The following is a 21,608-nucleotide window of genomic DNA, read 5'->3' as shown; positions in this document are numbered from 1 at the left end:
TCAGCAGGTCGCCGACGCGTACGGCATACCGCTCGGCCCGCCCGGGGTCGGCCGCGAACAGCTCGCGCAGGTCCGGTTGCCACGCGGCGCGGTGGTCGGCGAGCGCGACCCACTCGGGCCGCCGGGTGAGCACGGGGTGAGGGGACTCGGCCATGTCAGACGTTCTCCTTGGTGCCCTCGCCGCGCAGGGCGACGGCGTACATCTCGTCGGCGTCGAGGCGGCGCAGCTCCTCGGCGATGAGTTCTGAGGTGGGCCGGACCTTCAGGGCGAGGGTGCGCGGCGGCTGCCCGGGCAGGGTCAGCGTGGCGAGCGGGCCCTCCGGCCGGTCGATGACGATCTCGCCGTCCGTGGTGCCCAGGCGGACGGCCGTGACGACCGGCCCGGCCGTGACGATCCGTTCGGCCGGAACCCCGAGGCGTGCCTCAAGCCAGCGGGCGAGCAGTTCGGCGCTGGGGTTCTCCGCCTCGCTCTCCACGACCGCCGAGGTGATCTTCACCCGGGCCTGGTCCAGGGCGGCGGCCAGCATCGAGCGCCACGGGGTGAGCCGGGTCCAGGCAAGGTCGGTGTCGCCGGGCGCGTAGGAGCGTACCCGGGCCTCCAGCGCGTCCAGCGGGTGCTCGACGGCGTACATGTCGGTGATCCGGCGCTGGGCCAGCGTGCCCAGCGGGTCCTTGGCCGGGTTCTCGGGGGCGTCCACCGGCCACCACACGACGACCGGGGCGTCCGGCAGCAGCAGCGGCAGCACCACGGAGTCGGCGTGGTCGGAGACATCGCCGAACGTGCGCAGCACCACCGTCTCGCCGGTGCCCGCCTCGGAGCCGACCCGGATCTCCGCGTCCAGTCGCGACCGGGTGCGCTCGCGGGGGGTGCGGGCATGCCGCTTGATCACGACGAGGGTGCGCGAGGGGTGCTCGCGGGAGGCGTCCTCGGCCGCCTTGATGGAGTCGTAGGCGTTCTCCTCGTCCGTGACGATCACCATCGTCAGGACCATGCCCACCGCCGGGGTGCCGATGGCACGGCGACCCTGCACAAGGGCCTTGTTGATCTTGCTTGCCGTGGTGTCGGTCAGGTCGATCTTCATGGCCTGCGCCAGCTCCGTCCGTCTCGTGCGAGCATCTCGTCGGCTTCCTCGGGTCCCCAGCCGCCCGACGCGTACTGGGCCGGCCTGCCGTGCGCCGCCCAGTACTCCTCGATCGGGTCGAGGATCTTCCAGGACTCTTCCACTTCCTCGGTCCGGGGGAACAGATTGGCGTCGCCGAGCAGCACGTCCAGGATGAGCCGTTCGTACGCCTCCGGGCTGGACTCCGTGAACGACTCGCCGTAGGCGAAGTCCATGGACACGTCCCGGATCTCCATCGAGGTGCCCGGCACCTTGGAGCCGAACCGGACGGTCATGCCCTCGTCGGGCTGGACGCGGATGACGACCGCGTTCTGGCCCAGTTCCTCGGTCGCGGTGTGGTCGAAGGGGGAGTGCGGTGCCCGCTGGAAGACCACCGCGATCTCGGTGACCCGGCGGCCGAGCCGCTTGCCGGTGCGCAGATAGAAGGGGACGCCCGCCCAGCGGCGGTTGTCGATCTCCAGCTTGATCGCGGCATAGGTGTCGGTCTTCGACCTGGCGTCGATGCCGTCCTCCTGGAGGTAGCCTGCGACCTCCTCGCCGCCCTGCCAGCCCGCCGCGTACTGCCCGCGGACGGTGTGCGCGCCGAGGTCCTCGGGCAGCCGCACCGACCTGAGCACCTTCAGCTTCTCGGTGAGCAGCGACTCCGCGTCGAAGGCGATGGGCTCCTCCATGGCGGTGAGCGCCATCAGCTGGAGCAGGTGGTTCTGGATGACGTCACGGGCGGCGCCGATCCCGTCGTAGTAGCCGGCCCGGCCGCCGATGCCGATGTCCTCGGCCATGGTGATCTGCACATGGTCGACGTAGGAGCGGTTCCAGACGGGTTCGTACATCTGGTTGGCGAAGCGCAGCGCCAGGATGTTCTGGACGGTCTCCTTGCCCAGGTAGTGGTCGATCCGGAACACCTGGTCCGGTTCGAACACCTCGTGCACGACCTTGTTCAGCTCCTCGGCGGACTTCAGGTCGTGGCCGAACGGCTTCTCGATGACCGCGCGCCGCCAGGAGCCCTCCGGGGGGTCGGCCAGGCCGTGCTTCTTCAGCTGCCGTACGACCTTCGGGAAGAACCTGGGCGGCACGGAGAGGTAGAAGGCGAAGTTGCCGCCGGTGCCGCGGGAGGCGTTCAGTTCCTCGACGGCCTCGCGCAGCTGCTTGAACGCGGTGTCGTCGTCGAAGTCGCCGGGCACGAACCGCATGCCCTCGGCGAGCTGCTGCCAGACCTCCTCGCGGAACGGGGTGCGGGCGTGCTCGCGGACGGCGTCGTGCACCACCTGCGCGAAGTCCTGGTCGGCCCAGTCCCGGCGGGCGAAGCCCACCAGTGAGAAGCCCGGCGGCAGCAGACCCCGGTTGGCCAGGTCGTAGACGGCGGGCATCAGCTTCTTGCGGGACAGGTCGCCGGTCACACCGAAGATCACCAGGCCGGAGGGGCCGGCGATCCGGGGGAGCCGCCGGTCGCGGGTGTCGCGCAGCGGGTTCACCCAGTCGGCGGTCGGTGGGGCATCGGCGGCCCGTGCGGCCGGGACGCGCGCGGCGGCCGGCGCCGGTTCCTGCTCGGGGGTGCTCATCGGGCGTCAACTCCCTTGCTGTCCAGTGACTTCGCGACGGCGGTCAGCAGTTCCTGCCAGGCCGCCTGGAACTTGGCGACGCCCTCGTCCTCCAGCTTGCGGACGACGTCGTCGTAGGAGATGCCGAGCCGTTCCACGGCCGCGAGGTCGGCCCGGGCCTGTGCGTAGCCGCCGGTCACCGTGTCGCCGGTGATCTCGCCGTGGTCGGCGGTGGCGTCGAGCGTCGCCTCCGGCATGGTGTTGACGGTGCCGGGCGCGACCAGACCGGCCACGTACAGGGTGTCCTTGTAGGCCGGGTCCTTCACGCCGGTGGACGCCCACAGCGGGCGCTGCTTGTTGGCCCGGGCCCCGGCGAGCGCGGTGAAGCGCGGGCCGCCGAACACCTCCTCGTACGCCTCGTAGGCCAGCCGCGCGTTCGCCAGCGCCGCCCTGCCCTTGAGGGCGCGGGCCCGGTCGGTGCCGAGGAGCGTCAGCCGCTTGTCGATCTCGCTGTCGACCCGGGAGACGAAGAAGGAGGCCACGGAGTGCACGGCGGACAGATCGAGGCCCGCCGCCCGGGCCTTCTCCAGACCGGCCAGATAGGCGTCCATGACCTGCCGGTAGCGCTCAAGGGAGAAGATCAGCGTGACGTTGACGCTGATGCCGAGGCCGATCACCTCGGTGATGGCCGGCAGGCCCGCCTCGGTCGCCGGAATCTTGATCATCACATTGGGGCGGTCGACGAGCCAGGCGAGCTGCTTGGCCTCGGCGACCGTCGCCCGGGTGTCGTACGCGAGACGCGGGTCGACCTCGATGGAGACCCGGCCGTCCCGGCCGCCGGTCGCCTCGTACACCGGCCGCAGCACATCGGCCGCGGCGCGGACGTCGGCGGTGGTCATCATCCGTACGGCCTCGTCGACGGTGACACCGCGCACGGCCAGGTCGGCCAGCTGCTCCTCGTACCCCGAGCCGCCGTCGGACCCGTTCGGGTCGGGGGACCCGCCCACGGAGCCGATGGCGGCCTGGAAGATGGACGGGTTGGTGGTGACACCCACGACATGCCTGCGGGCGACGAGTCCGGCCAGGTTGCCGCTGCTGATCCGGCGTCGCGACAGATCGTCGAGCCAGATCGACACGCCCTCCTCGGTCAGGCGCTGGAGTGCTCCCGCGGTCGCGGTTGCTTCGGTCACTTTGATCATCTTCTTTCTGGCGATCGGATCAACCGCGGGCGGCGGCCAGGGATTCCCGGGCCTTGGCGGCGACGTTCTCGGGGGTGAAACCGAACTCGGCGAACAGGGTCTGCGCGGCGGCGGAGGCGCCGAAGTGCTCCAGCGAGACGATGCGTCCGGCGTCGCCGACATAGCGGTGCCAGGTCAGGCCGACGCCGGCCTCGACGGCGACCCGGGCCCTGGTGGCGGGCGGCAGGACGCTGTCCCGCCAGGCCCGGTCCTGCTCCTCGAACCACTCCACGGACGGCATGGACACCACACGGGTGCCGATGCCGTCGGCCTCCAGCAGGTCCCGTGCGGCGACGGCGAGCTGCACCTCGGAACCGGTGGCGATGAGGATCACCTCCGGGGTCTGGGTGGACGAGTCGTGCAGGACGTAGCCTCCCTTGGCCGCGTCCGGGTTGCGCGCGTACGTCGGCACGCCCTGACGGGTCAGCGCGAGTCCGTGCGGGGCGGGCTTGGTGGTGTGCCTCTTCAGGATCTCGGCCCAGACGGTCACGGTCTCGTTGGCGTCCGCCGGGCGGACGACGCTCAGGCCGGGGATGGCGCGCAGCGAGGCGAGGTGTTCGACGGGCTGGTGGGTGGGGCCGTCCTCACCCAGGCCGATCGAGTCGTGCGTCCACACATAGGTGACGGGCAGCTGCATCAGGGCGGACATCCGGACGGCGTTGCGCATGTAGTCGGAGAACACCAGGAAGGTGCCGCCGTAGATCCGGGTGTTGCCGTGCAGGGCGATGCCGTTCATCTCCGCGGCCATGGAGAACTCGCGGATGCCGAAGTGGACGGTGCGGCCGTACGGGTCGGCCCCCGGCAGCGGGTTGCCCTTCGGCAGGAACGAGGAGGACGCGTCGATGGTGGTGTTGTTGGAGCCGGCCAGATCGGCGGAGCCGCCCCACAGTTCGGGGACGACCGGGCCGAGGGCCTGGAGGACCTTGCCGGAGGCGGCACGGGTGGCGACGGACTTGCCCGGTTCGAAGACGGGCAGGGCGTCCTGCCAGCCCTCCGGGAGCTGACCGGCGAGGACCCGGTCGAACAGGCGGGCGCGCTCGGGCAGGGCGGTGCGCCACTCGGCGATCCGCTTGTCCCAGGCGGCATGGGCCTCGGCGCCCCGGTCCAGGGCCTGCCGGGTGCGCGCGAGGACGTCGTCGGCGACGGCGAAGTGCTGCTCGGGGTCGAAGCCGAGGACCCGCTTGGTGGCGGCGACCTCCTCGGCACCCAGGGCGGAGCCGTGGGCGGCCTCGGTGTTCTGGGCGTGCGGGGCGGGCCAGGCGATGATCGTGCGCAGTGCGACGATCGAGGGGCGCCCGGTCTCGGCCCGTGCCGCGTCCAGCGCCGCGTACAGGGCGGGCACGTCGACATCGCCGTTCTCCGCGGGCGCCACACGCTGCACATGCCAGCCGTACGCCTCGTAGCGCCCGAGCACGTCCTCGGAGAACGCCGTGGCGGTGTCGCCCTCGATGGAGATGTGGTTGTCGTCGTAGAGGAAGACCAGGTTGCCGAGCCGCTGGTGGCCGGCGAGCGAGGACGCCTCGGCGGAGACGCCCTCCTGGAGGTCGCCGTCCGAGACGATCGCCCAGATGGTGTGGTCGAAGGGCGAGGTGCCCTCGGGGGCGTCGGGGTCGAACAGACCGCGCTCGTAGCGGGCGGCCATCGCCATGCCGACGGCGTTCGCGACGCCCTGGCCGAGCGGTCCCGTGGTGGTCTCCACGCCCGCGGTGTGCCCGTACTCGGGGTGGCCGGGCGTCCTCGAACCGTGGGTGCGGAACGCCTTCAGATCGTCAAGCTCCACCTCGTAGCCGGCGAGGAAGAGCTGGGTGTAGAGGGTCAGCGAGGTGTGGCCGGGGGACAGGACGAAGCGGTCCCGGCCGGTCCACTCAGGATCGGCCGGATCGTGCCGCATCAGCTTCTGAAAGATCGTGTACGCGGCAGGGGCGAGGCTCATCGCCGTGCCCGGGTGCCCGTTCCCGACCTGCTGGACGGCATCGGCCGCCAGAAGGCGGGCGGTGTCCACGGCACGCCGGTCGAGGTCGGTCCACTCGAAGCCGTCGGTTGTCTGCGTGCTCATCTTCAAGAAGTCCTCGATCTCAGCGGGATTCTGGCTGAACGCGTTCAAACGTAAAAGTCTGACTTTTAAGGAGGAAGGTCGGGGCGTGTCAGCCTGTGGTGAAAATGGGACACCGGCGGCGGCGCAGAGACGGCACAAGGGGACATGGTGGGCGCAACGGTGCAAGGCGGTGGCGGTTGCGAGGACGGCGACAGGATCGGCGAGGGCGGCGACGGGATCAGAACGTTCCCCTTCCCGGTCGACCTGAGCGTCGGCGGCGTCGGCATCCAGGTCGGCCCGATGGGAACCGGCCGCACCTGGCACGCGGACGCCGCGCTGCACCGCGTCCACCGCATCGACTTCCATGTGGTCATGCTCTTCAGCGACGGCCCCGTCCACCACATGATCGACTTCGCCGAGTACGAGGCGACGGCGGGCGATGTGCTGTGGATACGGCCCGGACAGGTCCACCGCTTCTCCCGGGCGAGCGAGTACCGCGGAACCGTCCTCGCCATGCAGCCCGGTTTCCTGCCCCGCGCCACCGTCGAGGCCACCGGCCTGTACCGCTACGACCTGCCGCCCCTGCTGCACCCGGACCCGGCACGGCTCGACGCCCTGCGCGCCGCGCTCGACCAGCTGCGACGCGAGTACGAGGACACGGCGACCCTTCCGCTCAGCCTGCACACGGCGGTGCTGCGGCACTCCCTGACGGCGTTCCTGCTGCGCCTCGCCCATCTCGCGGCCAGCTCCGCCGAGGCGGCCGGGCAGCAGGCCGACACGACCTTCACGCTCTTCCGTGACGCGGTCGAGCAGGGCTTTTCCACCAACCACAGCGTCAGTGCCTACGCCGACGCCCTCGGTTACTCCCGGCGCACCCTCGTCCGCGCGGTCCGCGCCGCCACCGGGGAGACCCCCAAGGGCTTCATCGACAAGCGGGTGGTTCTGGAGGCCAAGCGGCTGCTGGCGCACACGGATCTGCCCATCGGCCGGGTCGGCGCGGCCCTCGGCTTCCCCGACGCGGCGAACTTCTCCAAGTTCTTCCAGCTGCGCACGGGCCGCACCCCAGCGGCCTTCCGAGCCGAACTGACCTGACCGCGGGCCCACGCCCCCTGAGCCGAGCGGGCCGGCGCCTCCTGAGCCGAGCCGAACGGGGCCCGAGCCGAGCCGGGCTGAAGGCGGCCCACGCCTTCCGAGCCGAGCGGGACTGAGTGCGGCCCACGCGTCCCGAGCCGGGCTGGGGGCGGCTCGTGCTCGGCGATGGAGGCCCCGCCCGTGCGAGGCCCCGCCGGGTGGGAGCGCGACCTTCACCGGCTCTTCGTGACGCGGTCGAGCGGGGGCTTTCCACCCATCACAGCGTCAGTGCCCGTGCCGAGCGCCCGCTTGCTTTCGCCGCACGCTTGTCCGGGCGGTCCGGGTCGCCGCCGCAGGAGACTCCGAAGGGCTTCATCACAGGCGAAGGTTCTTCGAACCGCGCACCGGCCCGGCCTCCGCGGCGTTGCGATCGGGCCGGGGCCGAGGGTGGTTCGCGCGCGGGGAAGGGGCCCCCGGCCTGGGAGGAGGCCCCCTTGGTGCGGCGGCGCCGGTCAGTGGCCGAAGTCGAACCAGTTCACGTTCACGAAGTCGGCCGGCTGGCCGCTGGTGAACGTCAGATACACATCGTGCGTGCCGGTCACCGCGCCGATGTTGGCCGGGACCGTCCGCCAGGACTGCCAGCCGCCCGTGTTGGCCAGCGCGAAGCTGCCGATGGGAGCGTTGCTGCGGCTGTCAAGGCGGACCTCCACCAGACCGCTCACCCCGCTCGCCGCGCCGCTCGCCACCCGGGCGTAGAACTGGGTGGCGGCCGTGGAGCCGAAGGTGACGCCCTTGTACTGCACCCAGTCCCCGTTCGCGATCGCGCCGATGTTCTGCCCGCCGCCGGTGTCCGACGTGCCCTCGGTGATCACGCCGGACTGGCCGTCGTACGACTCGGCCTGGATGGCGCTGTAGGCGTCCCGGTTGCCGGTCGGCGGGGGAGTGGTACCGCCCCCACCGGACTGCAGGACCTGCACGTAGTCCACGACCATCGGGTGGTTCGGCTCGGTGCCGCCGTCCGGGCCGCCGCCGAAGGCGCCCGGGAAGCCGCCGCCCATGGCCACGTTGAGGATGATGAAGAAGCCGTGGTTGGTGGCGTTCGACCAGGTCGTCGCGTCCACCTGGTTGGCCCGCACGGTGTGGAAGTTGACGCCGTCGAGGTAGAAGCGGATCTCCTCGGGGCTGGTGGAGCGGTCCCACTCCATCCGGTAGGTGTGGAAGCCCGCCTGGCAGCTCGTGCCGGTGCAGGAGGTCGAACCGCCGATGCCGGTCGTCTCGTTGCAGGGGCCGCCCGGGTTGGTGCCGCAGTGCATCGTGGCCCAGGCGGTGTTGAGGCCCTGGACGTTCTCCATGATGTCCAGCTCGCCCACGCCCGGCCAGTTCCAGTAGTTGCCGCGGAACGGCGCGCCGAGCATCCAGAAGGCCGGCCAGTAGCCCTTGGCGGCGGCGCCGGTGACGTTCGGCATCTGAACGCGGGCCTCGACGCGCAGCTTGCCGCCGGCCGGGGGCTGGAAGTCGGTGCGATTGGTCTCGATGCGGCCGGAGGTCCAGTTGCCCGCGCCGTCGCGGCGCGGAGTGATCAGCAGGTTGCCGTTGCCGTCGAGCGCGACGTTGTTGGTGCTCGACGTCATCGTCTCGACCTCGCCCGTGCCCCAGTTGGCGGCGCCACCCGGGTACGAAGTCCCCGTCGCATACTGCCAGTTGGAGGTGTTGACGCCGGAGCCCGCCGCGCCGTTGAAATCGTCGAGGAAGACCTGGGTCCAGCCGGACGGGGGCGTGGGCGCGGAGGCGTTGGCGGGCAGGGTGGCGGCCGTGGCGGCGGCGGCCGTCAGGGCGAGGGTGCCGAGCACGGCGACGAGCGCGCGGCGCAGCGGGCCGCGTCTGTGGGTTCCGGAGGGTTCGCGCATGGGGGGCCTCTCGGGTGCGGAGCGGGCGGGGAACATCCGTGAGAGCGCTCTCAAGATGCGGCCAATGTGCTCCGGGCGCCTCCGCACGTCAAGACTTGAAGCCAAGAAACACCGGTGCCCGGTAAGGAAACTGACCTTTCGTCACGGTGTCGGCGCCGTCGCGGGGGTGCGTGGTGGTCGATCGCGCCCATCCTCGCGCCCCTGGGCGGGCGCGAGGAACGTTCTGACCCGGCTCGGCCCGGCTACAGGGTGCGCAGGGTCCAGGTCCAGTCGTGGGTGCCTGGGGGGATGCGGTGGGCGGGTGAGGTGTCCGGGCCGCAGGACGCCGTGCCCAGGCCGCGGTGGGCCGCGTCCAGGTGCACCACGCACCCGGGGCGCGGCACCAGTTCGTCGTGGTGCGCGGCGGCGGTCAGGTCCGCGGCACGGAACCGGGTGACGGACACCTGGCGCGGCTCGTCCAGCTCGACCGCGAGTCCGGTGGCGTCCGGCGCCGACAGGGTGAAGCGGCGCACGCCGTGCCGGCCGCCGCTCTCCTGCGGACGCAGATACGGGGTGAACAGCACGTCCACCGGCAGCGCGTGATGGCCGACCGGCGCGCCCGCGCTGCGGTCCGGATACGACTCCCAGGGCCCCTGCCCGAACCACTCCAGCAGTTCGAGGCCCGCCACCGTCTCGAACACCGAGCCGACCCGCGCCACGTCCGCGAACTGCGGCGGCAGCACGGCTTGTTCGTCGACGCGCAGCCCGCCCTCGACGGCGGTGAACTCCTGCCGGTGCCGGACGACGCCGGCCGTGCCCGCGTACTCGGCCAGCACCCGCACCCGGCCCTCGGACCGGTCCACGGAGATCAGCTTGCGGACGAGCGAGTCGAGCCCCCAGGCCCGCCAGCGCCCGGCCATGCCGCCCAGCTCGTCGTTGTCGGTGGGCGCCCGCCACAGGGACAGCACGGGCGCGCCGGTCAGCAGCGGATGCACGAGCAGCCCCTCGGCGTCCACCTGCACGGCCTCCACGGCCCGGGCAGCCGCGGGCGCCGCCGGCGCGGCGACCGGCGCCCGCAGCCGCAATTGCGGTGCGCACAGTTCGGTGCCGCGCGGCGCCCACGGCTCGTCCCGCGCGGTCCGTACCCGCAGCGTCAGCCAGGCTTCGCCGCCGTCCGGCGGCAGCCGGAAGGGCAGCGGCACCGCCGCCGTCTGGCCCGGCCGCAGGTCGGGCAGCTCGGCCGGCGCGGTCAGCGTGCGGCCGTCGGCGAGGGCCAGCTCCCACTGGCCCGACAGCCAGTCCAGGCCGCGGAAGTGCTGGTGGTTGCCGAGGACGATGCCCTCGTGCCGGTAGCACTCGATGCGGACCGGAGCCGCCAACTCCCGGTGCTCGTACAGGGCGGGCTTGGGCGTGCGGTCCGGGAAGACGAGTCCGTCCGCGACGAACGCGCCGTCGTGCACCGTCTCGCCGAAGTCGCCGCCGTACGCCCAGCGGTGGCCGGGCCCGGCGACGCCGTCCGCGTACAGCCCGGCGCCGGAGCGCCCGGCGGGTTTTCCGTCGCTCACCCGCTGGAGGATTCCGTGGTCCCAGAACTCCCAGATGAACCCGCCCTGAAGGCCCGGCGTTGACTCGATGGCCGCCCAATGCTCGGCGAGCGTGCCGTTGCTGTTGCCCATGGCGTGCGAGTACTCGCACAGGATCAGCGGCTTGGTCTGCCGCCCGGACAGCGCGTGCGCCACGCAGTCCTCCAGCGGTGCGTACATCGGGCAGGCGATGTCGGAGGCGACCGAGGGATCGGCCCACCCCGTCCGCGCGGCTCCCTCGTACTGGAGCGGCCGGGTCGGATCGTGCCGGCGCAGCCAGCCCGCCGCCGCGTCGTGGTTCGCGCCGTAGTCGGACTCGTTGCCCAGCGACCAGACGATGACCGAGGGATGGTTGACGTCCCGCAGCACCATCCGTGAGACACGGTCGACGAAGGCGTTCAGATAGCGGGGGTCGTCGGCGATCTCATGGGCGTGGTCGTGGGACTCGATGTCGGCCTCGTCGACGACGTAGAAGCCGAGTTCGTCGGCGAGGTCGTACAGCGCCGGGTCGTTCGGGTAGTGGGCGGTGCGGATCGCGTTGAAGCCGAACCGCTTCAGCAGCACCAGGTCGGCCCGCATGTCCTCGTACCCGACCGTGCGGCCGGTCAGCGGATGGAAGTCGTGCCGGTTGACGCCGCGGATGTACACCCGCTCGCCGTTGACCAGCAGGTCCCGGCCCACGATCTCGACGTCGCGGAAGCCGATGCGGTGCCGTGAGGTGTCGGCGACCGTGCCGTCGGCGCGGTGCAGCCGGACGGTCAGGTCGTACAGTTCGGGCGTCTCCGCGTTCCAGGTGCGCACCTCGGGCACGGTGGCCGCGAGGCGCGCCTCGCCGAGGAAGTCGGAGACCCGTTCGTCCGCGGCGTTGGCCCGGTCGAACTCCGTGTCCCGGTCGAGCGGCAGGCCGTCCAGTTCCCCGCTGATCCGCCAGCCGGCGGGCAGCGCCCCGCGTGCGTCCCGCACCCGGCAGTCCACCCGCAGGGTGCCGTCCCGCCGGGCCCGCACCCGCACGTCGGCCAGGTGCAGCGGGTCCGTCGCGTACAGCAGCACCGAGCGTGTGATGCCGCCGTGCCACCAGTGGTCCTGGTCCTCGATGTGCGAGGCGTCCGACCACTTGACCACGGTCAGCCGCAGCAGCGCGCGTGCACCGGGCCGTACGTGTTCCGACAGGTCGAACTCTGCCGCCAGATGGGAGTCCTTGGAGACGCCGACGGGCCGCCCGTCCACGTGCGCCAGCAGGACGCTCTCCGCGGCACCGACCTGGAGCACGATCCGCCGCCCGGCCCACTCGGCGGGGATGTCCACCTCGCGTTCGTAGACGCCCGTCGGGTCGGCTGCGGGCACGTGCGGCGGGAACTGCGGGAACGGCATCCGGACGTTGGTGTACTGCGGCAGGTCACCGGTGTCCTGGAGGGTCCAGGCGCCGGGGACGTGCGCCGTGGACCAGGTCCCGCCGAGCGGCGCGTCCGGCGCGGGCAGCAGCTGGAAGCGCCAGTCGCCGTCGAGGCGTACGGCGCCGGCGCGCCGGTCGATCGCGTGCATGGGGAGCCGTCCGAGGGAGGTCACCTCGGGCGCCTCCCAGGGGCGCAGTGCGAGCAGGGGGTCCATCAGCGGATGGCTCCCTTCGCGAGGTCGCCGATGATCTGCCGGGCGCCGAGCGCGAACACGATCAGCAGCGGTACCAGGGCGAGCAGGGCGCCGGTCATCACCATGCCGTAGTCGGTCGTGCCGTGGGTGCCGTTGAGCTGGGACAGCGCCACCTGGAGGGTCACGTTGTCCGGGTCGGTCAGGGCGATCAGCGGCCAGGCGTAGTCGTTCCACTGGCCCATGAAGGTGAAGATGCCGAGGAAGGCCAGGCCGGGACGGACCACGGGCAGGGCGACGTGCCAGTACTGGCGCAGGAAGTGCGCCCCGTCGATGCGGGAGGCGTCGAGGAGTTCGTCGTGGATGGCGCCCTTCATGTACTGGCGCATCCAGAAGATGCCGAACGCGTTGGCCGCGGCCGGCACGATCAGCGCCGTCATGGAGCCGATCCAGCCGATCCTCGCCATGATCACGAACTGCGGGATGGCCGCGAGCTGGGCCGGCACCATGAAGATCAGCATGAGCAGCGCGAACAGCACGCGCTTGCCCGGGAACTCGAACTTGGCGAACACGAAGGCCGCCAGGGAGTCGAAGAACAGCACGAGGACCGTCACCGACCCGGCCACCAGCAGCGAGTTGAGCATCGAACCGAAGAAGTCGATGCTGTCGAACAGGTTGCGGAGGTTTTCCAGGAAGTGCGAGCCGGGCAGCAGCCTGGGCGGGTAGGAGAAGATCTCGCTGGAGGTGTGGGTCGACATGATGACGGCCCAGTAGAACGGGAAGGCCGACAGCAGCAGGCCGGCCACGAGGACGGCGTGCAGCGCGATGCCCCGGCTCCGGGAGCCCTTGACGGATGCCATGGTGGACCGGCCTCCCTATTCGCCCCGGCGCTGCACCAGGCGCCAGTTGATGATCGAGAAGATGACGACGACGAGGAAGATGCCCCAGGCTACGGCGGCGCCGTAGCCGAAGTCGTTGTTGTCGAAGGTCTGCTGGAAGAAGTAGAGGACCATGGTGCGGCCCGCGTGCCCCGGACCGCCGGAGTACGTCGACTCGTTGGCGGTGTTCTGCAGCAGCACCTGCGGTTCGGAGAAGCTCTGCAGGCCGGTCACGGTGGAGACGACCAGCACGAACAGCAGCACCGGGCGCATCTGCGGGAGCGTGATCCGGAAGAAGGTCTGCACCGGCCCGGCCCCGTCGATGCGCGCCGCCTCGTACAGCTCGCCGGGGACGGTCTGCAGGCCGGCCAGGAAGATGATCGCGTTGTAGCCGGTCCACTGCCAGGTCATGAGGGTGGCGATGGCCACCTTGATGCCCCACGGCGTGTTCAGCCAGGCCACCTGGTCCAGGCCGACCGCCTGCAACAGGGCGTTCACCAGGCCGAAGTTGGTGGAGAACACCGAGCCGAAGATGATCGCCACGGCGACGACGGAGGTGACGTTGGGCAGGAAGTAGGCGAAGCGGTAGACGTTCTTGAAGCGGACCGCCGAGTTCAGCATCACGGCCGTGACCATCGCCAGGAAGATCATGGGGAAGGTGGCCAGTGCCCAGATGACGATGGTGTTCCCGATCGAGCTCCAGAAGTCGGCGTTGGTCAGCAGGTACTGATACTGCGTCAGGCCGGCCCACTCCATCGTGCCGAGGCCGTCCCAGCGGTGCAGCGACAGATACAGCGAGAAGCCGACGGGGATCAGACCGAAGGCCAGGAACAGCAGGTAGAAGGGGGATATCGCGGCGTACAGGTGCCACTTCCCGCGCAGGCCGGTCTTCGGCCGTGCGGTGGCGGGCCGCTCGGCGGTGACGGGGGGTTTCTCCAGCGCGGTGGCCATCAGACGCTCACCCCCAGGTGTTTCGCGATGCGGCGGCACTTGCTCATGGCGTCCTTCCAAGCCTGTTCGGGGTTCTTGCCGAGGACGCCGACGTTCTTGATCTCGTCCTTGACGGGCTGCCCGAGTGCCACGTCGTACGGGCTGTCGTAGGCGACCGGGATGCGCCGAGCGGCCGGTCCGAAGACATCCATCGTGATCTGGCCGCCGAAGAACGGGTCGGGCTCGCGCAGCTTCCGCATGGCGTACGAGGCGGGCGTGGACGGGAACAGGCCCGCGTCGACGAAGCCCTGCGCCTGGTTGGCGGCGCCGAGCACCCAGGTGATGATCTCGAAGGCCCGCTCGGGCTCCCGGCACGCCTTGGTGATCGACAGGAACGATCCGCCGATGTTGGACGGCCCGCCGGGACACGCGGCCACCCGCCACCGGCCCTTGGTCCGCGGCACGCCGTTCTTGATGTCGTTGGTGGCCCAGGAGGCGTTGAGCTGGCTCGGCAGCTTGCCGTCCTCGGTCGCCGACCACTGGTCGGGGGTGCCGCTGACGAGGTTGGAGACGATGCCGCGCCGCTTGGCCTCCACCGCACGGTCCCAGGCGGTGCGCACATGCTCTCCGTCGCCGATGAAGTGCCGGTCCCGGTCGACGAACCGCCGGGTGCCCTGGTTGACCGACATCTCGAAGACGCTGGTGATGTCGGTGAGGATATGGGTGCCGGGCAGGCGCTTGCCAAGGCGCTCGCCCGCCGCGAAGAACTTCTCCCAGGTGTTCAGTTCGGCCGAGACGTCCGCGGGCTCGTAGGGCAGCCCGGCCTTCTGGAACACCGCGTACTGGTAGTAGTGCGCGACCGGCCCGCAGTCGATCGGAAAGCCGACCATCCGGCCGTCGGCGGCGGTGCCCGCCTGCCACTTCCAGGGCAGATAGCCGCTCCTGAGCCGGTCCGCGCCCAGGGTCCGCAGGTCCACGAACTGGTCGGCGTCGGGCAGATAGGACGCCATGTCCTCGCCCTTGAGGCCCGCGATGTCGGGGACGTGGGCGCGGCCGGCCAGCGTGGTGATCAGCTTCGAGCGGTAGTAGCCGCCGATCTTGACGGCCCGCAGGTCCACCGCGTCGTCGAAACGGGCCCTGGCCCGCCGGACGACCGTGTCGCCGAGGCCGCCGTCCCAGTACCACAGGACCATGTTCCGGCCGGTCGAGCCGGTCGGAACGGCACAGCCGGACGCCAGGCCGCCGAGCCCGGTGACGGCCGCACCGGCCAGCCCGGCGCGCAGCACGCCTCTTCGTGAGAGCCGCACAGCTCCCACCGCCTTTCGGATCTGTTCGGGTCTTCGCATACGTACGCGGGTCAGCACGGCCGCGCGGGCGGCGTGACGGGGGCGTGGCGCACGGGAGGGCCGGGGTCGTCGGGCAGCCGGTCCGCGAGGAAGCCGTACGCCGCGGTCAGTTCCGGGTCGGTGAGCGAGCGCCACCAGCGGTCCACGCCGTACCAGCCGGGGGCCGCCAGGGCGCCGCCGTGCCGGCGCACCGAGAGTCCGGCCGCGAGGACCGCGAAGCGCAGCCGCTCGGCCAGCGGCCAACCGCCGAGCGAGGCCGCGACGAAGCTCGCGCCGAAGACGTCACCGGCGCCGGTGGCGTCCAGGACATCGGTGTCGAGGGCCGGGACGTCCGCGTACTCGCCGGTCGTCTGGTCGACCGCGATCGCGCCGTGGCCGCCGCGGGTCACGACGGCCACCGGCACCAGGTCGGCGAGCGCGCCGAGCGCGGCGGCCGGGCTGTCGGTGCGGGTGTAGGCCATCGCCTCGGTCTCGTTGGGCAGGAAGGCGTGGCACAGCGCGAGTTGGCCGAGCAGATCGCGGGACCACTGCCGGGTGGGGTCCCAGCCGACGTCGGCGAATATGCGGGTGCCGTTCGCGGCGGCCTTGGCGAGCCAGGCGCGCGGTTCGGCCTCCAGATGGACCAGGGCGGTGCGGGCCGCGGGCGGGTCGCCCATGAGCGCGTCCTGGGAGTACGGCGGTTCCTGCCCGTGGGTGACCAGGGCCCGGTCGTGCACGGGGGCCGCGCCGGCCGGGCCGGGGGTGCGGGGCAGGGCGAGGGAGACGGTGACCGGGGTGGGCCAGCCGTCCGCGGTGCGGGACAGCGTGAGGTCCACGCCCTCCTGGCCGGCCAGGATCCGCCGGCAGTGGGCGCCGTAGAAGTCGTCGCCGAAGACCGTGGCGAGCGAGGTGCGCAGGCCGAACCGGGCGGCGGCCACGGCGAGGTTGGCGATGCCGCCCGGGCCGCAGCCCATCCCGGTGGTCCAGATCTCCTCGCCCGGTGCGGGCGGGCCGTCAAGACCCGTGAGGACGAGGTCGTAGAAGAGCAGCCCGGTCAGCAGCACATCGGGCCGGTCGTCGTCCACGCGATCGTCCTCTCGTCAGAACCGTTCACATTCGGTGCACGGAATCGTGCGCTGCTCTTCGACTTCGGTCAATACCTGAGCAGAACTGAGCATAGAAATGATTGAAGATGACGAGTACTGTGCGTGTCGTGCTGGCAGAACGACGACATCAACTCATCCTGCGGGCCCTGCGCTCCGGCGGCCCCGCGGCCGTGACCGATCTCTCCGAGCAGCTGGGCGTGAGCCCCGCCACCATCCGGCGCGACCTGCTCAAACTGGAGGAGGACGGCCTGCTCACCCGGGTGCACGGCGGCGCCGTCGCCGAGGAGGGCGACCAGCCCTTCGCCGAGGTCGCCGAGGTGCGGGTGCCCGCCAAGGACGCCATAGCCGAGCGCGCCGCGGCCCTCGTCCAGGACGGCCAGTCCGTGCTGCTCGACATCGGCACCACCGCCTACCGGCTGGCCCGCCGGCTGCACGGCCGCCGCCTCACCGTGATCACCAGCAACCTGGTGGTCTACGAGGAACTGGCCGACGACGAGGGCATCGAACTGGTGCTGCTCGGCGGCATGGTCCGCCGCGAGTACCGCTCCCTGGTCGGCTTCCTCACCGAGGACAACCTGCGCCAGCTGCACGCCGACTGGCTCTTCCTCGGGACCAGCGGGGTGCGGCCGGGCGGCCAGGTGATGGACACGACGGTGGTCGAGGTGCCGGTCAAGCGGGCCATGATCGGGGCAGGTGACAAGGTCGTGCTGCTCGCCGACGCGGCGAAGTTCCCCGGCACCGGAATGGCGAAGGTGTGCGGCCCGGAGGATCTGGACATGGTGGTGACCGACGCGCCGGTGGACACGGTGACCCGGACCGCGCTGCGGGACGCGGGCGTCGAGGTGCTGGTGGCGAAAGAGGTGACGGTGTGAGACTCACGATTCTGGGCGGTGGCGGATTCCGGGTGCCGCTCGTGTACGGGGCGCTGCTGACGGACCGCGGAGCGGGCCGGGTCACCCGTGTCGTGCTGCACGACCTGGACGCCGAACGGCTGGCCGCGGTGACCCGGGTCCTCGCCGAACAGGCCGCCGGGGTGCCCGGCGCCCCCGAGGTGAGCGCCACCACCGACCTCGACGAGGCGCTGCGCGGCGCCGACTTCGTCTTCTCCGCGATCCGCGTCGGCGGCCTCGCGGGCCGGGCGGACGACGAGCGGGTGGCCCTCGCCGAGGGCGTCCTCGGCCAGGAGACGGTCGGCGCGGGCGGCATCGCCTACGGCCTGCGCACCGTCCCCGTCGCCGTGGACATCGCGCGCCGCGTGGCCCGGCTGGCACCGGGCGCCTGGGTCATCAACTTCACCAACCCGGCCGGCCTGGTCACCGAGGCGATGTCCCGCCACCTCGGCGACCGCGTCATCGGCATCTGCGACTCACCGGTCGGCCTCGGCCGGCGCATCGCCCGCGTGCTCGGCGCCGACCCGCGGCAGGCGTGGATCGACTACGTCGGCCTCAACCACCTCGGCTGGGTGCGCGGCCTGCGCGTCGCCGGCCGCGACGAACTCCCGCGCCTGCTCGCCGACCCCCAGCTGCTCGGCTCGTTCGAGGAGGGCAGGCTGTTCGGCGCCGACTGGCTCGGCTCGCTGGGCGCGATCCCCAACGAGTACCTGCACTACTACTACTTCAACCGGGAGACCGTCCGCGCCTACCAGGAGGCCCGGCAGACCCGCGGCGCCTTCCTCCGCGACCAGCAGGCGCGCTTCTACGCGCGGGTGAAGGACCCGGCCGCCGCGGCCCTGCCGGCCTGGGAACACACCCGGGCCGAGCGCGAGGCGACGTACATGGCCGAGAACCGGGAGACGGCGGGCGCGGGCGAACGCGACGCCGACGACCTCTCCGGCGGCTACGAGAAGGTGGCCCTCGCCCTGATGCGGGCCATCGCCCGCGACGAGCGCACCACCCTGATCCTCAACGTCCGCAACCGCGCCACCCTGTCCGCGCTGGACGCCGAGGCCGTCATCGAGGTGCCCTGCCTGGTCGACGCCAACGGCGCCCACCCGGTCGCCGTCGACCCGTTGCCCACCCACGCCACCGGCCTGGTCTGCGCCGTCAAGGCCGTCGAGCGCGAGGTGCTGGCCGCCGCCGAGTCCGGCTCCCGGGCGCGGGCCGTGACGGCGTTCGCGCTGCACCCGCTGGTCGACTCGGTCACCGTGGCCCGCAGGCTGGTCGAGGGATACACCGAGGTCCATCCCGGCCTTGCCTACCTCAAGTAAGCGCCGTCCGGCCCCGCTGCTCTCTGGAGACTCCCATGCACGACGAACGCCGCCGGATCGAGGAGCGCGCGGAGCGCCTCCACAACCAGCGCATCAAACCCGCCCTGTACGCGGCCACCGTGCCCCTCGACATCGCGGCCTGGCAGGCGCCGGGGGAGCCCGTCCCGTTCGCGGAGGCCGCGGCCGCCCCCTACGAGCCCTTCGCGACGGGCACCTCCTGGGGCCCGCCCTGGGGCACCACCTGGTTCCGGATGCACGGCCGGGTGCCCGACGAGTGGGCGGGCCGGCGCGTCGAGGCCGTCATCGACCTCGGCTTCGTCGGCGACTGGCCCGGCAACCAGGCCGAGGCCCTGGTGCACCTGCCCGACGGCACCCCGCTGAAAGCGGTCAACCCGCTCAACCAGTATGTGCCCATCGCCCGTCCCGCGAGCGGCGGCGAGCGGGTCGACTACCTGGTCGAGGCCGCCTCCAACCCGGACATCCTGGCGAACGACTTCGCAGGACCGACCCCGCTCGGCGACGTGCTCACCGCCGGTGACGAGCCCCTGTACACCTTCCGCCGCGCCGACCTCGCCGTCCTCGACGAGGAGGTCTTCCACCTCGACCTGGACCTCCAGGTGCTGCGCGAACTGATGGCGGAGCTGGGCGAGCACGAGCCGCGCCGGCACGAGATCACGCACGCCCTCGACCACGCGCTGGACCAGCTCGACCTCGACGACATCGCCGGCTCGGCGCCCGCGGTGCGCGCCGCGCTCGCCCCCGTACTCGCCCGACCCGCCCACGCCAGTGCCCACATCGTCTCCGGTGTCGGCCACGCCCACATCGACTCGGCCTGGCTGTGGCCCATCCGCGAGACCAAGCGCAAGACGTCCCGCACCTTCTCCAACGTGACCGCGCTGGCCGACGAGTACGAGGAGTTCGTCTTCGCCTGCTCGCAGGCGCAGCAGTACGAGTGGGTGCGCGACAGCTACCCGAAGGTGTGGGCCCGCATCCAGGAGGCGGTCGAACGCGGCCAGTGGGCGCCGGTCGGCGGCATGTGGGTGGAGGCCGACGGCAACCTGCCCGGCGGCGAGGCCCTGGCCCGCCAGCTGATCCACGGCAAGCGGTTCTTCATCGAGCACTTCGGGATCGAGACCAAGGGCGTGTGGCTGCCGGACTCCTTCGGCTACACCGCGGCCTATCCGCAGCTCGCCAAGCTCGCAGGCAACGAGTGGTTCCTGACCCAGAAGATCTCCTGGAACCAGACCAACACCTTCCCCCACCACACCTTCTGGTGGGAGGGCATCGACGGCACCCGCATCTTCACGCACTTCCCGCCCGTCGACACCTACAACGCCGGCTTCAGCGGCGAGGAGATGGCCCGCGCCGTGCGCAACTACCGGGAGAAGGGCGGCGCCACCCGCTCGCTCGCCCCCTTCGGCTGGGGCGACGGCGGCGGCGGCCCCACCCGCGAACTCATGGAACGGGCCCGCCGGCTGCGCGACCTGGAAGGCTCACCGAAGGTCGAGGTGGAACACCCGGACGCGTTCTTCGCCAAGGCCCGCGCCGAGTACGAGGACGCCCCCGTCTGGGTCGGCGAGCTGTACCTGGAGCTGCACCGGGCGACGTACACCTCGCAGGCGCGCACCAAGCAGGGCAACCGGCGCAGCGAACACCTGCTGCGCGAGGCGGAGCTGTGGGCGACGACCGCCGCCCTGCACGCGCCGGGTTACTCCTACCCCCACGAGCGGCTGGACCGGCTGTGGAAGACGGTCCTGCTGCACCAGTTCCACGACATCCTGCCGGGCTCCTCCATCGCCTGGGTGCACCGCGAGGCGGAGGCCGAATACGCCCGCGTCGCACAGGAGTTGGAGACGCTGACGGCCGAGGCGGTGGCCGCGCTTGGCGCTGGGGCGGCACGGGTGTTCAACACGAGCCCCTTCGACCGCGCCGAGGTCGTCCGCGCGGCCGACGGCACCCCCGTGTACGTGCGGGTGCCCGCGCAGGGCAGCGCCGAGCTGACCGCGACCGACGCGCCACCGCGTCCGGTCGAGGTCACGGAGCGGGTGCTCGACAACGGGCTGGTGCGCGTCGAGGTCGCCGCGGACGGCACCCTGGCCTCCGTACGCGACCTGCGGGCGGACCGCGAGGTCCTGGCCGGCCGGGGCAACCTGCTGCGCCTGCACACCGACCTGCCCAGCTACTGGGACGCCTGGGACATCGACAAGCACTACCGCAACCGCTACACCGACCTGCTGGAGCCGGACTCGGTGACGGTCGTCGAGCGGGACCCGCTGATCGGCGCCATCCGGGTGGAGCGCTCCTTCGGCAAGGGCTCCAGGATCACCCAGACGATCACCGTACGGGCCGGCAGTCCGCGCATCGACTTCGAGACCGAGATCGACTGGCACGAGGCGGAGAAGATCCTCAAGGCGGGCTTCCCGGTCGACATCCGGGCGCCGCACTCCTCCGCGGAGATCCAGTTCGGCCACATCCAGCGGCCCACCCACACCAACACCAGCTGGGAGGCGGCCCGCTTCGAGGTCTCCGGCCACCGCTGGGTGCACATCGCCGAGCCCGGCTACGGCGTCGCCGTCATCAACGACTCGACCTACGGCCACGATGTCACCCGCACCGTCCGCGCGGACGGCGGTACGACGACCACGGTCCGGCTCAGCCTGGTCCGCGCCCCGCGGGTCCCGGACCCCGGCGCCGACCAGGGCAGGCACCGCTTCACCTACTCCCTGCTCCCCGGCGCGAGCATCGAGGACGCGGTCGCCGAGGGGTACGCGCTCAACCTGCCGCTGCGGTCGGCGCGGTCGGCGGGTGCCCCGGCGCCGGTGGTCTCCACCGAGGGCGACGGCGTCACCGTGGAGGCGGTGAAGCTGGCCGACGACGGCTCCGGCGATGTGATCGTACGGATCTATGAGTCCCGCGGCGGCCGGGCCGCCGGCCTGCTGCGCACCGGTTTCCCCCTGACCGGCGCCCAACTGACCGACCTCCTGGAACGCCCACTGGGCCCCGCGGACACGCACGGCAACACAGTCCCGGTAACCCTACGCCCCTTCGAAATCCAAACCCTACGCCTGACCACCACCCCCGCATAACAACCCCCCGCGCCCCGCAAG

Annotated in this window: 14 protein-coding genes; 4 read left to right on the top strand and 10 right to left on the bottom strand. The window is 71.7% G+C overall.

The window, feature by feature from the left end; translation table 11 throughout:
* Positions 1 to 155 precede the first annotated feature (155 nt).
* From opcA to tkt, 4 genes are read right to left on the bottom strand one after another with little or no spacing between them, the layout of a single operon-like run.
* On the bottom strand, positions 156 to 1,082 hold the full coding sequence (gene opcA, locus AC27LF_RS44065; protein WP_479662201.1) for a glucose-6-phosphate dehydrogenase assembly protein OpcA: 927 nt from the start codon (positions 1,080 to 1,082) through the stop codon (positions 156 to 158).
* Entirely contained in the window at positions 1,079 to 2,680 is a 1,602-nt protein-coding gene (zwf, locus tag AC27LF_RS44060) for a glucose-6-phosphate dehydrogenase (protein ID WP_479662202.1), read from the bottom strand. The genes opcA and zwf overlap by 4 nt, the downstream gene beginning before the upstream one ends.
* On the bottom strand, positions 2,677 to 3,858 hold the full coding sequence (gene tal / locus AC27LF_RS44055) for a transaldolase (protein ID WP_479662203.1): 1,182 nt from the start codon (positions 3,856 to 3,858) through the stop codon (positions 2,677 to 2,679). The genes zwf and tal overlap by 4 nt, the downstream gene beginning before the upstream one ends.
* A 19-nt stretch (positions 3,859 to 3,877) precedes the next feature.
* Complete coding sequence (gene tkt / locus AC27LF_RS44050; protein WP_479662204.1) at positions 3,878 to 5,953, bottom strand: transketolase; 2,076 nt, start codon at positions 5,951 to 5,953, stop codon at positions 3,878 to 3,880.
* 144 nt (positions 5,954 to 6,097) lie between these two features.
* On the opposite strand from tkt, the gene AC27LF_RS44045 reads away from it, so the two are divergent.
* Complete coding sequence (locus tag AC27LF_RS44045; protein ID WP_479662205.1) at positions 6,098 to 7,024, top strand: helix-turn-helix domain-containing protein; 927 nt, start codon at positions 6,098 to 6,100, stop codon at positions 7,022 to 7,024.
* Positions 7,025 to 7,515: 491 nt separating this feature from the next.
* Here the strand turns inward: AC27LF_RS44045 and AC27LF_RS44040 are convergent, their stop codons facing one another.
* The 6 genes from AC27LF_RS44040 to AC27LF_RS44015 form a co-directional block, all read right to left on the bottom strand.
* Positions 7,516 to 8,910 (bottom strand): glycoside hydrolase family 16 protein, encoded by a 1,395-nt coding sequence (locus AC27LF_RS44040; protein WP_479662206.1) that lies wholly within the window; start codon positions 8,908 to 8,910, stop codon positions 7,516 to 7,518.
* Positions 8,911 to 9,152: 242 nt separating this feature from the next.
* Entirely contained in the window at positions 9,153 to 12,080 is a 2,928-nt protein-coding gene (locus AC27LF_RS44035) for a glycoside hydrolase family 2 TIM barrel-domain containing protein (RefSeq protein ID WP_479662207.1), read from the bottom strand.
* A complete protein-coding gene (locus tag AC27LF_RS44030; RefSeq protein ID WP_479662208.1) occupies positions 12,080 to 12,916 on the bottom strand; it encodes a carbohydrate ABC transporter permease in 837 nt (278 codons plus the stop codon). Before AC27LF_RS44030 ends, AC27LF_RS44035 begins: the two co-directional genes overlap by 1 nt.
* A 15-nt stretch (positions 12,917 to 12,931) precedes the next feature.
* Positions 12,932 to 13,885 (bottom strand): carbohydrate ABC transporter permease, encoded by a 954-nt coding sequence (locus AC27LF_RS44025; protein ID WP_479662209.1) that lies wholly within the window; start codon positions 13,883 to 13,885, stop codon positions 12,932 to 12,934.
* Complete coding sequence (locus AC27LF_RS44020) at positions 13,885 to 15,171, bottom strand: ABC transporter substrate-binding protein (protein ID WP_479662210.1); 1,287 nt, start codon at positions 15,169 to 15,171, stop codon at positions 13,885 to 13,887. Before AC27LF_RS44020 ends, AC27LF_RS44025 begins: the two co-directional genes overlap by 1 nt.
* A 50-nt stretch (positions 15,172 to 15,221) precedes the next feature.
* On the bottom strand, positions 15,222 to 16,274 hold the full coding sequence (locus AC27LF_RS44015) for a carbohydrate kinase family protein (RefSeq protein WP_479662211.1): 1,053 nt from the start codon (positions 16,272 to 16,274) through the stop codon (positions 15,222 to 15,224).
* A gap of 128 nt (positions 16,275 to 16,402) precedes the next feature.
* Between AC27LF_RS44015 and AC27LF_RS44010 the strand changes: the two genes are divergently transcribed.
* The 3 genes from AC27LF_RS44010 to AC27LF_RS44000 are packed head-to-tail and all read left to right on the top strand — an operon-like array spanning position 16,403 to position 21,587.
* Positions 16,403 to 17,167 (top strand): DeoR/GlpR family DNA-binding transcription regulator, encoded by a 765-nt coding sequence (locus tag AC27LF_RS44010; RefSeq protein WP_479662212.1) that lies wholly within the window; start codon positions 16,403 to 16,405, stop codon positions 17,165 to 17,167.
* A complete protein-coding gene (locus AC27LF_RS44005) occupies positions 17,164 to 18,501 on the top strand; it encodes a 6-phospho-beta-glucosidase (protein WP_479662213.1) in 1,338 nt (445 codons plus the stop codon). Before AC27LF_RS44010 ends, AC27LF_RS44005 begins: the two co-directional genes overlap by 4 nt.
* Positions 18,502 to 18,536: 35 nt before the next feature.
* Complete coding sequence (locus AC27LF_RS44000) at positions 18,537 to 21,587, top strand: alpha-mannosidase (RefSeq protein WP_479662214.1); 3,051 nt, start codon at positions 18,537 to 18,539, stop codon at positions 21,585 to 21,587.
* The last annotated feature ends 21 nt before the right edge of the window (positions 21,588 to 21,608 follow it).

The organism is Streptomyces diversicolor, from assembly GCF_057537855.1.
This window is presented reverse-complemented; position numbering and strand designations above follow the sequence as displayed.

What these genes read in the sequence shown, in the direction of transcription:
- opcA (WP_479662201.1), bottom strand. Translation starts at nt 1,082, where the DNA reads ATGAAGATCGACCTGACCGACACCACGGCAAGCAAGATCAACAAGGCC.
- zwf (WP_479662202.1), bottom strand. Translation starts at nt 2,680, where the DNA reads ATGAGCACCCCCGAGCAGGAACCGGCGCCGGCCGCCGCGCGCGTCCCG.
- tal (WP_479662203.1), bottom strand. Translation starts at nt 3,858, where the DNA reads ATGATCAAAGTGACCGAAGCAACCGCGACCGCGGGAGCACTCCAGCGC.
- tkt (WP_479662204.1), bottom strand. Translation starts at nt 5,953, where the DNA reads ATGAGCACGCAGACAACCGACGGCTTCGAGTGGACCGACCTCGACCGG.
- AC27LF_RS44045 (WP_479662205.1), top strand. Translation starts at nt 6,098, where the DNA reads ATGGTGGGCGCAACGGTGCAAGGCGGTGGCGGTTGCGAGGACGGCGAC.
- AC27LF_RS44040 (WP_479662206.1), bottom strand. Translation starts at nt 8,910, where the DNA reads ATGCGCGAACCCTCCGGAACCCACAGACGCGGCCCGCTGCGCCGCGCG.
- AC27LF_RS44035 (WP_479662207.1), bottom strand. Translation starts at nt 12,080, where the DNA reads ATGGACCCCCTGCTCGCACTGCGCCCCTGGGAGGCGCCCGAGGTGACC.
- AC27LF_RS44030 (WP_479662208.1), bottom strand. Translation starts at nt 12,916, where the DNA reads ATGGCATCCGTCAAGGGCTCCCGGAGCCGGGGCATCGCGCTGCACGCC.
- AC27LF_RS44025 (WP_479662209.1), bottom strand. Translation starts at nt 13,885, where the DNA reads ATGGCCACCGCGCTGGAGAAACCCCCCGTCACCGCCGAGCGGCCCGCC.
- AC27LF_RS44000 (WP_479662214.1), top strand. Translation starts at nt 18,537, where the DNA reads ATGCACGACGAACGCCGCCGGATCGAGGAGCGCGCGGAGCGCCTCCAC.